The 13,641-nt window shown below is 61.7% G+C and carries 8 protein-coding genes, 1 pseudogene and 1 riboswitch; of the genes and pseudogenes, 5 read left to right on the top strand and 4 right to left on the bottom strand.

Translation table 11 applies throughout. The features are described 5' to 3' along the window. Window positions 1–263: 263 nt before the first annotated feature. The 4 genes from AB4072_RS14140 to AB4072_RS14125 all read right to left on the bottom strand — a co-directional run bounded on the left by AB4072_RS14140 (window position 264) and on the right by AB4072_RS14125 (window position 6,177). Window positions 264–959 carry a thiamine ABC transporter ATP-binding protein gene (locus AB4072_RS14140; RefSeq protein WP_441968857.1) on the bottom strand — a complete coding sequence of 232 codons (696 nt, stop codon included), beginning with the start codon at window positions 957–959 and terminating at the stop codon, window positions 264–266. After that, window positions 946–2,520 carry an ABC transporter permease subunit gene (locus AB4072_RS14135; protein WP_441968855.1) on the bottom strand — a complete coding sequence of 525 codons (1,575 nt, stop codon included), beginning with the start codon at window positions 2,518–2,520 and terminating at the stop codon, window positions 946–948. Before AB4072_RS14135 ends, AB4072_RS14140 begins: the two co-directional genes overlap by 14 nt. Before the next feature lie 10 nt (window positions 2,521–2,530). After that, window positions 2,531–3,535: a thiamine ABC transporter substrate binding subunit gene (gene thiB, locus AB4072_RS14130; protein ID WP_441968853.1), complete on the bottom strand. Its 1,005-nt coding sequence runs from the start codon at window positions 3,533–3,535 to the stop codon at window positions 2,531–2,533. Window positions 3,536–3,603: 68 nt separating this feature from the next. Further along, a riboswitch (TPP riboswitch) is annotated at window positions 3,604–3,709 on the bottom strand. Between the two features lie 134 nt (window positions 3,710–3,843). Then, the gene (locus tag AB4072_RS14125) at window positions 3,844–6,177 is read right to left on the bottom strand and encodes a Tex family protein (protein WP_441968851.1); all 2,334 of its coding nucleotides are present in this window, start codon (window positions 6,175–6,177) and stop codon (window positions 3,844–3,846) included. Window positions 6,178–6,360: 183 nt separating this feature from the next. On the opposite strand from AB4072_RS14125, the gene AB4072_RS14120 reads away from it, so the two are divergent. From AB4072_RS14120 to AB4072_RS14100, 5 genes and pseudogenes are all read left to right on the top strand, one after another. Continuing rightward, entirely contained in the window at window positions 6,361–7,674 is a 1,314-nt protein-coding gene (locus AB4072_RS14120; RefSeq protein ID WP_441968849.1) for an Hsp70 family protein, read from the top strand. 148 nt (window positions 7,675–7,822) lie between these two features. Further along, on the top strand, window positions 7,823–10,591 hold the full coding sequence (gene ppc, locus AB4072_RS14115; RefSeq protein WP_441968847.1) for a phosphoenolpyruvate carboxylase: 2,769 nt from the start codon (window positions 7,823–7,825) through the stop codon (window positions 10,589–10,591). Between the two features lie 66 nt (window positions 10,592–10,657). Then, a pseudogene (locus tag AB4072_RS14110) lies at window positions 10,658–10,825 on the top strand (plasmid stabilization protein); the annotation flags it as partial. Window positions 10,826–10,945: 120 nt separating this feature from the next. Continuing rightward, a complete protein-coding gene (locus AB4072_RS14105; protein ID WP_441968845.1) occupies window positions 10,946–12,148 on the top strand; it encodes a fumarylacetoacetate hydrolase family protein in 1,203 nt (400 codons plus the stop codon). Further along, on the top strand, window positions 12,145–13,587 hold the full coding sequence (locus AB4072_RS14100) for an aldehyde dehydrogenase family protein (protein ID WP_441968843.1): 1,443 nt from the start codon (window positions 12,145–12,147) through the stop codon (window positions 13,585–13,587). The genes AB4072_RS14105 and AB4072_RS14100 overlap by 4 nt, the downstream gene beginning before the upstream one ends. The last annotated feature ends 54 nt before the right edge of the window (window positions 13,588–13,641 follow it).

Here is a 13,641-nt window from a genome sequence, read left to right as displayed (position 1 = left end):
CCCATCCGTAAGGTTCCGCGAAACGGAGCTTCGGACAAGTTGAAAACAGGTCGTCGAAGCCTTCGCAGGCCTGTTTTCCCATGGTTTTAACGCCAATGCCGCGATTTTCGGGAAAATTGGCCTCTCGGGCTACCGGAGAGCTGTCAGAAACTCGTCGTGAAGCGTCGGAGTGGCCGCAGCCACCACCCGCCCATCGCTCTTCACGGGCGACAAGTGGTTACCGTGCGTGCGAGCCTGTGGCTTCTGAAGCGCAAGAGCTGATATCAGCCGCCGAAGGCGGCGATGCGTGGGTCGGGATGGTCGCGCAAAACGGCCTTCGGTGAACCCGATGCGATCACTTCGCCATTGGCGACGAAGGCCATTTGGTCCGCCACGTTCATCACTTCCTCTGGCGTATGGATGGTCATGATCACCGTCACGCGACGCTTGCGGCGCAAGGCATCCACGAGTTCGATCATGTCCCGCCGCAAGCCTGGATCGAGATTGCTGAACGGCTCGTCGAGGAGGATCAGCGGCCGACCCGAGACGAGGGCGCGGGCGAGCGCAACGCGTTGCCGCTGGCCGCCGGACATTTCGCCGGGGCGACGCTTTTCGAGCCCCTTGAGGCCGACCGCGTCGAGCGCCTCGGAGACCGCAAGCCATTCGCCGGAGGAAAGTCTGAGCGATGGGCGCAGGCCCAGGGCGACATTCTGAGCGGCGCTCAGGTGCGGAAAGAGATTGTGGTCCTGAAACACCAGCGCGACAGGGCGCTCGGCGGGCTGCAATGGAAGAAGGTCGCGCCCATCGAGAGAAAGGCGGCCGCTCTCCGGCTTCTCGAAACCGGCGATCATGTGGAGCAGCGTGGTCTTGCCGCCGCCGGAGGGGCCGACGATGGCGCAGAGGTATCCCGTCTCGACTGCGAGCGAGTAATCGGCCCTGAAGTCCGGCCAGGAGAGGCGGCAATGGTCAATCAGCAGCATCGGACAAACGACCGGAAATATGAGCGAGGAGAAAGGATATCAGAACGATCAGAAGGCCGATGGAGGATGCCTCCTCGAGTCGGTAGACGCCCAGCCGCTCATAGAGAAGATAGGGCAGGGTGCGCAGATCCGGGCCACCGAACAGAGCGATGATGCCGAAATCGCCGAAAGAGAGCGCCATTGCGATGGCAAAGCCCGCTCCGAGGGGGCGCCTCAGCACCGGCCAGTCCATGATCTTCAATTTCCAGAAGCCGCGTAGCCCGAGCGAAGCCGAGAGGCGGCCATAGCGTTCACCGGCCGTCATGAGCTTGGGGCCGATGAAGCGATAGACGAAAGGCACGGCGGCGAGGCCGTTCATGAGGGGAAGTAGGATCAGCCCGGCAACGGTCGGTTCGACGATCGGGCGAAGGATCAGGAAAAGCCCCGCCGTCAGGGCAAAAGGCGGAATTGCGAGAAGCATATTCGGGAACAAATCGTAGACCGCCGCGAATTGCGGTGCGCGCGACCAAAGCCGCGCCTGCCGCGCTGCCGCGCCCAATACGAGCGAGATGAAGCAAGAGAAGGCAGCGGCGAGTGCGGCGATGACCATGCTTGTGAGGAACGCCTCCGCAAAGTCGGTATCGAGCACCGCGCCCAAATGACTCAATCCCGCCAGTAGGCTCAGGAACGGCGGAGCGAGGAAAAGCAGTCCCACGCTCAACGCGATGCAATCGAGGACATAAAGGCCGCGATGGGCTGCGTCGGGGCGAGCGATGACGGCTCGTACAGTGTGACTGACCGGCGGGCGGACCCAGAGCCAGTTCATGGCAAGCGTCAACACGAGGCAGATCGCGACCTGGATGAGCGCGAGCCAGGCCGCGCGTCCGAAATCGAGCTCCACATGTAGCGCTTCATAGATTGCGACTTCGAGAGTCGCACGCGCGGGGCCGCCTCCCAGCGCCAGGACGATGGCGAAGCTCTTGAAGCAGACGAGAAACACGAGAACGGCCGCACCCGGCAATTCGGCGCGCAGCACCGGCCAATCGAGATGGCGGAAGATATGACGCGGCGAGAAGCCGAGCGCCTGCGCGAGCCGCCATTGTTCGGCAGGCACAGTGTCCAGCGCGTCGAGAGTGAGGCGCGCGATAAAGGGCGCATTGAGAAACACATGCGCGATCAGGATGCCGGGATATCCGAAAATCGAGATATCGCCGCTGAAGCCCATGGCTTTCAGAAAAGCGGCGAACCAGCCGTTGCGGCCATAGATGGCAAGCACGGCGAAGACCGTGACGATGGTCGGCATCACCATGGTCGCGCCGAGCGCGGACAAGGCGAAGTCGCGCCCGAAAAATCGCCGACGCGCGAGCGCGAAGGCGAGCGGAACGCCGAGAAGAAGCGAAAGAAGCGTCGAGAGCGCAGCCTGCGTCGTCGAGAAGATCAGCACGCGGGTGAGATAAGGCCCGATGGCGAGAAGAGAGGGTCTTTCGCCATCGACCATGATCAAGGCGCTGAAGCCGCCGACCACGAGAGCCGCGATGGCCAAGGCCACGAGACTCCCGGGATGAGGCAGCGTCAGGCGCATGATGCTCGCTTTAGCGCGACGTGGCGTTGAGCCAGCCGTCGATGAAAGCGCGACGGTTCTGCAGCACTTCCTCCGGCGTGAAGAGAAGCGACTTCGCCGGCTGGATCACGTCCTTGAATACGGCGGGCGGACCCGAGGGCGGGTTCTTCGCCGGCATCATCCAGTTGGTTTCGGGAATGGCCGACTGGAAGGGTTCCGTCAGCACGAAGGCCATGAATTGCTTCGCGAGGTCCGGTTGCTTCGTCGTGTTCGTCATGCCGACAAGTTCCACGTGAAGGTAATGCCCTTCCTCGAAGGGCGCGGCCTTGTAGTTCGTCTTCTTCTCGATGGTCTCGTGATAAGCGGGCGAGGTGGTGTAGGACATCACCATGTCCGCCTCACCCTTGAGAAACAGGCCATAGGCTTCCGACCAGCCTTTGGTGAAGGTGACGATGCGCGGCTTCAGTTGTGCCCAGGCATCGTCCGCCTTGTCGCCATAGACTTTGCGCATCCAGAGCAGCAGGCCGAGGCCCGGCGCGCTGGTGCGGGGATCCTGCAGCATCACCTTCGGGCCGTTGGGGTTCTCCACCAGTTCCTTCAGGCTTTTCGGCGGATTGGGTAGTTTGTTGGAATCGTAGATGAAGGCGTAGTAGCCCCAATCGAACGGAACGAAGGTGTCGTCGGCCCACTGGATCGGCAGGGAAAGCCCCTTCGCGTCGGTGCTGTATGGCGCGAAAAGCTTCAGGCTCTTGGCTTCGGCGGATTGGTTCATGTCGAGGCCGACCACCACATCGGCCTTGGTGCTTGTTCCTTCAAGGCGTAGACGACCGACGAGGCTGCCCGAATCCTCCGCTGTCACCCAGTTGATCTCGCAATTGCAGACCGCCTCGAAGCGCTCCTTGATTGTCTTGGCCGGACCGTATTTTCCGGCAAAGGAACTGTAGGTGTAGATGGTGAGAACCGGCTTCGTCTGCGCATGGGCAAAGCCCATGGCCAGCCAAAGCGAGGCGAGTGTCAGCAGCAATCGTTTGAACATCAGGAGCGCTCCCATGCGTGAGACAAGCCGGGATGGCGGCACAACTCGCACGGGGTGCAGATCGATCTGCGATATCGCATGCTCATTCCCTCCGCCGGCATAACCCGGATCAGGTTCGACGGGTCGATGGCGATGCCACCTCTCAGCCCGGAATGGGCCCCCCGTGAGACGAGGTTCTTCTAGGATAGATTAGGGCCGGAAACAAGAAGGCCCATGGCATGACGAAAGAATCCCGCTGCCGAGGTTCAGCACGAGGGGATTTGGATTTATAGGCCCAGGCCGTTTTCCTGCGGCGATCGTCTGGCGCGCTATTTTTTCTTCCCGCCTCCGGCCACCCCTGCGCGACGGAGCGCGTCGGCGAGGGCTCCGCCAGCCGCAGGTTGCGCGTCGCGGGATACGCTCTTCGAAAAATCGCGGCTGCGTTGAGCAGGGCCGCTGTCCCGCACGGGTTTCGCCACCGGGCGATCCGTCGGATCCTCAAGGCGCATCGTGAGGGCGATACGCTTGCGCGGTTTGTCGACCTCGAGCACTTTGACGCGCACGATGTCGCCCGGCTTCACCACATCGCGTGGGTCTTTCACGAAGGTGTTGGCGAGCGCGGAGATGTGGACGAGGCCGTCCTGATGCACGCCGATATCGACGAAGGCGCCAAAGGCCGCTACGTTGGTCACGACACCTTCCAACTGCATGCCGGGACGCAGATCGTTGATCGTCTCGACACCTTCCTTGAAGGTCGCCGTCTTGAATTCGGGGCGTGGATCGCGGCCGGGCTTTTCCAATTCGCTCAGAATGTCCTTCACCGTTGGAACGCCGAAGGTTTCGTCGGTGAATTCCTCTGGGCGTAGTTTCTTCAACACGCCACCGTTGCCGACGAGAGCTTTGATTTCGGTCCCGGTTTTATCGAGAATGCGCCGCACGACAGGATAGGCTTCCGGGTGAACGCCAGACGCATCGAGCGGATCATCACCGTTCTGGATGCGCAGAAAGCCCGCCGCCTGTTCGAAAGTCTTGGGGCCAAGGCCCATCACGCTCTGCAACGCTTTGCGGGTACGGAACGAGCCGTTGGCGTCCCGGTGCGCGACGATGTTCTGCGCGACCCATTCACCGAGACCCGACACGCGCGAAAGTAAGGGGGCCGAAGCTGTGTTTACATCGACGCCGACGGCATTCACGCAATCCTCGACTACCGCGTCGAGGGAGCGGGAGAGTTTGAATTCCGCAAGGTCGTGCTGATACTGCCCGACGCCGATGGATTTCGGGTCGATCTTCACGAGTTCCGCGAGAGGATCCTGCAAACGCCGGGCGATCGAGACCGCGCCGCGTAAAGAGACGTCGAGGCCCGGCAATTCCTGGCTCGCATACGCGGAGGCCGAATAGACCGACGCCCCTGCTTCCGACACCATGATCTTCGTGAGCTTCAGATCGGGGTATTTGGAAACCAGTTCGGCCGCGAGCTTGTCGGTTTCGCGCGAGGCGGTGCCGTTGCCGATAGCGATGAGTTCAACATGATGAACGCGGCAGAGCCGGCCGAGGATGGCGAGGGATTCATCCCATTGCCGCTTCGGCTCGTGCGGATAGATCGTGTCGGTGGCGAGCACCTTACCGGTGGAATCGACCACGGCGACTTTGACGCCCGTGCGAAAGCCGGGATCGAGACCAAGTGTCGCACGCGTGCCTGCCGGAGCAGCGAGCAGAAGATCGCGTAGGTTTGCGGCGAACACCTTCACCGCCTCGTCTTCAGCCTGCTGCCACAAGCGCATTTTCATATCGAGTTCGATGGAGAAGCGCAGCTTCGTGCGCCAGGCCCACCGCACCGTGTCAAGAAGCCAGCGGTCGCCGGCGCGACCCTGATCGGCAATGCCGAAGGTGACGGCCGTGCGGCCTTCATAGGGGCTGATATAATGCGACTCGGCGCTGTCCTTGTCCTCTTCCATCTTGAGGTCGAGGATTTCTTCCTTCTCGCCGCGAAACAGCGCGAGGATGCGGTGGGACGGCAGCTTCGTCAGCGGTTCGGAGAAATCGAAATAGTCGGAAAACTTTGCGCCGTCAGTCTGCTTGCCGTCGCGCACCGTCGAGCGCAGGGTCCCGCGCTGCCAGTAGATGTCGCGCAGATTTCCCACCAGCTCCGCGTTTTCCGCGAAACGCTCGACGAGGATCGAGCGGGCGCCTTCAAGGGCGGCTTCGGCAGTGGCGACCTCCTTCTCCGCATTGACGAAACCGGCGGCCGATTCCTTCGGATCGCGGGTGGGGGCGCTCAGGAGCAGATCCGCCAGGGGCTCAAGGCCCGCTTCCTTGGCGATCTGGGCCTTGGTGCGGCGCTTGGGCTTATAAGGCAGATAGAGATCTTCGAGGCGGGCCTTGGTCTCGGCGCCGTTGATCTGGGCCGCGAGTTCGTCGGTCAGCTTGTCCTGTTCGCGAATGCTGTCGAGAATCGCTTTGCGGCGGTCGTCCATCTCACGAAGGTAACGCAGGCGCTCTTCCAGGGTGCGCAGTTGGGCATCATCGAGTGTGCCGGTGACCTCCTTGCGGTAGCGCGCGATGAAGGGCACCGTCGATCCGGCGTCGAGAAGGTCGATGGCGGCCTTGACCTGCCATTCCTGGGCATTCAGTTCGCTCGCGATGCGCTGACCGATGGATAGCATGAAATGACCTCTCAAACGACCGAGGGGCGGCTTCTACGGTGGCCCCGAAAGCGGGTCAACGGGGCGCGGGGAGGCTATCCCGGCCAAAGATACCTTGACCTTTCTCGAAATTAAGGGGTTGGCGGGAAGGGCGCGGGCGGGTAGAGGAAGCGCCCCCTTTTTCCAGCCCGTCCCGAGATTGCCATGCCGACCGCGTCCGCCAACGATATCTCCATCGGCATTGATTTCGGCACCAGCAACACGGTGGTCGCCATTGCGGATGGGCAGGGGAAGGTCGAGGCCATCACCTTTGATCACCAGGGCTCCGTGCATAATGTGTATGTGACAGCCCTTTGCTTCTGGGACGAGCGCCACGGCAACGGCCTGCGCACCGAGGTCGAAGGTGGCCCCTGGGCCATCGAGCAGTTTCTCGACGGGTTGACGGCGCATCGGTTCATCCAGTCCTTCAAGACCTTCGCCGCCAGCGCGACTTTTCAGGAAACCCGGATTTTCCGAGAGCGCTACCGGTTCGAGGATCTGCTGAGCGCATTTCTGCGGACCCTGCAAAAGCACGCCGGGTCTTCCTTCGATTTGAAGGCGCGCAATGTGGCCATCGGCCGCCCGGTGCAGTTCGCGGGCTCGAATCCGAACGACCAACTGGCCATGAGCCGATACCGCTCCGCTTTCGGCAAATTGGGCGCGAAAGACGCTCACTATGTCTATGAGCCGGTGGGAGCCGCCTTTTTCTATGCGCGTCAACTCGATCATGATTCGACCGTGCTCGTGGCCGATTTCGGTGGTGGCACCTCCGATTTCTCGGTCATGCGCTTTGCGCGAAAAGGCGGCACGCTCCGGGCGGAACCCTTGAGTCACATGGGTATCGGTATCGCCGGGGATGCCTTTGACTACAGAATCGTCGACCACGTGGTCTCGCCGCGTCTCGGCAAGGGCGGAAGCTACCGCTCCATGGGGAAGGTGCTCGGCATCCCGAATCACTATTACGCGAATTTCGCCCGTTGGAATCAGCTTGCCATGATGAAGGGCAGCGGCGATCTCAAGGAATTGCGCGAACTCGCCAAGGTCGCCCTCGATCCGAGACCGCTCGAGCAATTCATCGACATCATCGAATACGATCTCGGTTTCGCTCTGTACCGGGCCGTTTCCACCGCGAAAGTGGCGCTCTCCAACGAGAGAGAAACGCTTTTCCGCTTCGAAGGCGAGGGGGTCGATATCCAGGCGAAGGTGACCCGGGACGATTTCGAGAGCTGGATCGCTCCGGACGTGGCGCGCATCGCCGAGACGGTGGACAAGGCTTTAAGCGAGGCCGGGGTTGGCCCTCACGAGATCGAACGGGTCTTCCTGACCGGCGGCACTTCCTTCGTCCCGGCGATCCGGCGCCTCTTTCTCGATAGGTTCGGGAAGGAGCGCCTGACCTCCGCGGATCAATTCGAATCGATCGCTTATGGCCTGGCCCTTATCGGCCAGACGGACGACCCGGGACGATGGGCTGTTCAATAAGAATGGTGCGGTGCAATATAGGACTTGTGGAGACGGCGTTCAGAGGCTCTATTTGTCACTCTGTAGTTCTAGATTCCTTATTGCCGCATGATCCGGGCGAACAACCGGTTTCCACTTGTTCTGATCATGCTCTAGCAAGGCCGTACCCGTGTCCGTGATCCAGACCTCCGAGATCCCCGCCAAGGATCTTCCGCTCCGTGACGATATTCGCCTGCTAGGCCGCGTTCTTGGCGATACGATCAGGAGTCAGGAGGGCGAGGCCGTGTTCGATATCGTCGAACGCATTCGCCAGACTTCGATTCGTTTTCACCGCGATGAGGATCAGACGGCGCGGCGGGAGCTTGAGACTACTCTCGACACGCTCTCCCGGGACAGCAGCAACAAGATCATCCGCGCCTTCAGCTATTTCTCGCACCTCGCCAATATCGCCGAGGATCTCCATCACGTGCGTCGCTCGCGAGCTCATGCCATGGCGGCTTCGGCCCCGCGTGAGGGAACACTCGCCCGGGCGCTCGGATTGGTGCGTGAAGCCAAGGTGTCGCAAGCGGAGCTTCAGAAATTCTTCGCCACCGCGCTTGTCAGTCCGGTTCTCACCGCCCATCCGACGGAGGTGCGCCGCAAGAGCACCATCGACCGGGAAATGGAGGTGGCGCAGATCCTCACCAAGCGCGACCGCCAGCATCTGATCCCCGAGGAGGAGGCCTCCAGCGAGGAGGCTTTGCGCCGGGCGATTCTCACGCTCTGGCAGACCAGCATTCTGCGCGGCACGCGATTGAAGGTCGTCGACGAGATCATGAACGGTCTCTCTTATTACGATTACACCTTCCTCACTCAATTGCCGCGCCTTTATGCCTCGCTCGAAGATCGATTGGCGGCGATGGATTCCGCTTGGGACGACGTGGAACTTCCCTCCTTCCTGCGGATGGGCAGCTGGATCGGCGGCGACCGGGACGGAAATCCGTTCGTAACTGCCGAAACATTGCGCCAAGCGTTATTGCTGCAAGGCCGGCGCGCCATTGGCTTCTACCTCGAAGAGCTGCATCTTCTCGGCGGCGAGCTTTCGCTCGATGGGCGCTATGTTGCCGTCTCCGAGCTGGTGCAGGACCTTGCCAAGATTTCGCCCGACACCTCGCCCCATCGACAGGACGAACCCTATCGCCGTGCGATCACAGGCATCTATGCACGGCTCGCCACCACAGCCGCAGCGCTTGGCTATGACGACGTGGTGCGTCATCCCGTCGGCGATGCTCCGGCCTATGCGACCGCGGAGGACTTCGCAGCCGATCTTGCGATCATTCACCACTCGCTCGTCGCCAACGGTTCGGCTGCTTTGGCGCGCGGGCGCTTGCGCAAGCTCAGGCGTGCGCTCGATGTGTTCGGCTTCCATCTCGCGAGCATCGATCTTCGTCAGAACTCGGATGTGCACGAGCGTGTCGTCGCGGAGATGCTCGAGAAGGCGAGTCCCGGCACGAATTACAAAGGCATGAGCGAAGACGATCGTGTCACGCTGCTTCTGGCGGAGCTGCGTACACCGCGTCTTCTGACGTCGCCCTATCTCGACTATTCGCCTGAAACCACGTCGGAACTCGCCATCGCGCGTGAGGCCGCGGAAGCGCATCGCTGCTTCGGCAAGGCGGCCGTGCCGAATTACGTGATCTCGAAGGCGAGCGATCCTTCCGATGTGCTGGAAGTGGCTCTGCTCCTGAAGGAAGCGGGTCTCTTGCGCCCGGCGGAGGGCGAGATGGATGTCAACATCATCCCGCTATTCGAGACCATCGCCGACTTGCAGAACTGTGGCGACGTGATGGAAGCCTTGTTCAGTCTGCCCGACTACATGCGCTTCCTGAAGAGCCGTGGGCAAACGCAGGAAGTCATGCTCGGCTACTCCGATAGCAACAAGGATGGCGGCTTTCTCACTTCCGGCTGGGAGCTCTACAAGGCCGAGATCGAACTCGTTGAGACCTTCGCGCGCCACGGCGTCGCGTTGCGCCTGTTCCACGGGCGCGGCGGTTCTGTCGGTCGTGGCGGCGGGCCGAGCTATCAGGCGATCCTCGCGCAACCGGGCGGAGCCGTGCAGGGGGCGATCCGCATCACCGAACAGGGCGAGGTGATCGCGGGCAAATATTCGAACCCGGATCTCGGCCGCCGTAATCTCGAAATTCTTGCGGCTGCGACCATGGAAGCATCGCTCCTTCACACCGGTCAGCCAGCGCCGCGCGCGGAATATCTGGAGGCGATGGAGGAACTGTCCGCCAGCGCCTATCGCACCTATCGCGATCTCGTTTACGGAACAGAGGGTTTCGAGCGCTATTTCTGGGAATCGACGGTCAGCGGCGAAATCGCCAATCTCAATATCGGCAGCCGCCCGGCCTCGCGCACCAATTCACGGCGCATCGAGGATTTGCGCGCCATTCCGTGGGTGTTCGGCTGGGCGCAATGCCGCCTGATGCTGCCGGGTTGGTTCGGCTTCGGCGCTGCGGTGAAATCCTATCTCGCGGCTCATCCCGAAACCGGCATGGCTTTGCTGCAGGAAATGAATCGCGAATGGCCTTTCTTCCAATCGCTTCTGTCCAACATGGATATGGTGCTCGCCAAGAGCAACATCGCGATTGCTTCGCGCTATGCCATGCTGGTCGAGGACGAGGCGCTGCGCGATGCGATCTTCCCGCGCCTGCGCAAGGAATGGGAAGAAACGATCGGGCAACTGCTCGCAATCACCGAACAGACGGCGCTGCTCGACCGTAACCCGCTTCTGGCGCGCTCGATCCGCAATCGCTTCCCTTATCTTGATCCGCTAAACCATCTGCAAATCGAACTCCTGAAGCGCCATCGCGGTGGCGATACGGACGAGCGGGTCGTGCAAGGCATTCACCTGACGATCAACGGCGTGGCGGCGGGCTTGCGCAACAGCGGCTGAAATCCGTCGGAACTGGTTTGCTTCCTGTCGGTTGAGCCTCCAACCTTTGCGAACGGGAGCATATCCATGCCACGTGGTGACAAGTCGAATTATACGGACAAGCAGAAGCGCCAAGCCGAGCATATCGAAGAATCTTATGAGGATAAGGGCGTCTCGGACAAGGAAGCCGAGCGCCGGGCCTGGGCGACCGTCAACAAAGAGACGGGTGGAGGCAAGAAAGGTGGCTCGGGCCGGTCCAAATAGCCTGCCATTTTAGCTTGTCCTTTTCCGCCCGCCAGCGACCGGCTATACCAAAGCCAGGATCGTAAGAGGATCGGCAAGAACAGAATTGTCGATCAGGGCGGAAAACGGCAAATGGATCATCTTTCTTCGCAGGTGCGACTGTCGGCCGCCCTTCCGTCCGACGGTGCCACCGGCACCCTTGCGGGACGGGTCTGGCGCCCCGGAATCGGCCCCTCCGTCGTGGCGATCCGCGCGAACGGGGTTTTCGACATTTCGGCAAGCGCCGCCACCATGAGCATTCTTGCAGCGCGCGAGGATCGTGTTTCGGTCGTGAGGACGGCCGAAGGGGAGGATCTCGGGTCCCTCGACGCCATTTTGGCGAATACCGACCCGGACAAGCGCGATCCTTTGAGGCCATGGCTGCTTGCGCCCATCGATCTTCAGGTCATCAAAGCCGCCGGCGTCACCTTCGCAGTCTCCATGCTGGAGCGAGTGATCGAGGAGCGAGCGCGGGGCGATGCCACGGCAGCGGCTGAGATCCGCGCCGAAGTGACAAGGCTCGTGGGCGACGATCTGAGCCGCCTCAAGCCCGGCTCGCCCGAAGCGATGCATCTGAAGCAGGTGCTCATGGCGCAAGGTGCCTGGAGCCAGTATCTTGAAGTCGGAATCGGTCCCGATGCGGAGGTTTTCACCAAAGCTCCTACACTCTCAGCAGTCGGTGCTTTCATGGATGCCGGGTTTCACCCCAAATCCACCTGGAACAACCCGGAGCCGGAAGTGGTCGTCGTGGTGACCGGCTCCGGCGAGATTGTCGGCGCGGCGCTCGGCAACGATGTGAATCTGCGCGATTTCGAGGGACGCTCGGCGCTTCTGTTGTCGAAGGCCAAGGACAACAACGCCTCATGTTCCATCGGCCCTTTCATCCGCTTCTTCGATGAGACATTCTCGCTGGACGATGTGCGCCAGACCCATGTGACGTTGACGGTGGAAGGTGAAGACGGCTTTGCCCTCGAGGGCTCCTCGTCGATCACCAAGATCAGCCGCGATCCTCAGGATCTGGTCAGCCAGACCATTGACGACAACCATCAATATCCGGACGGGTTCGTGCTGTTTCTTGGCACCATGTTCGCGCCGACGAAAGACCGCGACGAGCCGGGAATGGGCTTTACGCATAAAGTCGGCGATATCGTCACCATCGCGGCTCCCCATCTCGGAGCGCTGGTGAACCGGATGCGGATGAGTTCCGACTGCGAGCGCTGGACCTTCGGGCTCGGCGCATTCATGTCTAACCTTGCGGGGCGCGGTCTCCTCAAGAATGCGAAGGGCACGATATGACCAAGAACTACATTGCGGGCGAATGGGTTGCGGGCGCATCGGGCGCGGCGGACATCAACCCGTCGAACACGAACGACGTGGTGGGAGAGTTCGCGCGGGCGAGCGCGGCTGAAGCCGAGGCTGCCATCGACGCCGCTTATGCGGCTTTTCCCGCCTGGTCGCGTTCCGGCATTCAGCAACGCCACGACATCCTCAAGAAGATCGGCGACGAGATCATCGCGCGTAAGGACGAACTCGGTCACCTGCTCTCCCGCGAGGAGGGCAAGACCCTGCCGGAGGGTATCGGCGAGGTCATGCGCGCCGGGCAGATCTTCCAGTTCTTCGCTGGCGAAACCCTGCGCATGGCTGGCGACAAGCTCGCTTCCGTGCGCCCGAACGTGGATGTGGAGATCACGCGGGAGCCCATCGGCGTGATTGGGCTGATCACCCCGTGGAACTTCCCGATCGCGATCCCGGCCTGGAAGATCGCGCCGGCGCTGGCTTACGGCAATTGCGTGGTATTCAAGCCGGCCGAACTGGTGCCGGGTTCGGCGCATGCCTTGTCGGAGATCATCACGCGCGCAGGCGTCCCGGCGGGGGTGTTCAACCTCGTCATGGGGCGAGGCTCGGTGGTCGGCGAAGCGCTTTTGAAGAGCCCGAAGATTGCGGCGATCTCGTTTACCGGCTCGGTCGCCACAGGCCGCAAGGTCGCGCAGGCCTGCATCGAATCGAACCCGATGAAGAAGATGCAGCTCGAGATGGGTGGCAAGAACCCAATGGTCGTGCTCGACGATGCCGATTTGAAGGTCGCGGTGGAATGCGCGGTCAATGGTGCGTTCTTCTCCACCGGCCAGCGCTGCACCGCCTCCTCGCGCCTTGTCGTGACCGAGGGAATCCATGACCGCTTCGTCGATGCGGTGACCGAGCGGCTGAAGAGTTTGGTGGTGGACGACGCTTTGAAGCCTGGCACGCAGATCGGCCCGGTGGTCGACCAGAATCAGCTCGATCAGGACCTGTCCTATATCCGCCTCGGCCGCGACGAGGGGGCAAAGCTCGCCTTCGGCGGCGAACTTCTCAACCGCGACACGCCCGGCTTCTATCTGTCGCCGGCCTTGTTCACGGATGTTGCCAACACGATGCGGATCGCGCGAGAGGAAATCTTCGGTCCGGTCGCGACCGTGACGCGGGTCAAGAGCTATGACGAGGCTCTGGCGGTGGCCAACGACACACCGTTCGGCCTGTCGTCGGGCATTTGCACCACGAGCCTGAAATACGCCTCGCACTTCAAGCGCAATGCGGAAGCGGGCATGGTGATGGTCAACCTGCCGACGGCGGGTGTCGACTACCACGTGCCGTTCGGCGGCCGCAAAGGCTCCTCCTACGGTCCCCGCGAGCAGGGACGTTACGCCGCCGAGTTCTACACCACCGTCAAGACCGCTTACTCCTTCGACGGAGTATAACGGCTCAAGACCGCAAGGCCGGGAGAATCGCGTCACGCGAGGCTTTCGTCGGCA

The sequence above is a fragment of the Microvirga sp. 2MCAF38 genome (genome assembly GCF_052115485.1).
Lineage (GTDB): Bacteria > Pseudomonadota > Alphaproteobacteria > Rhizobiales > Beijerinckiaceae > Microvirga.
This window is presented reverse-complemented; position numbering and strand designations above follow the sequence as displayed.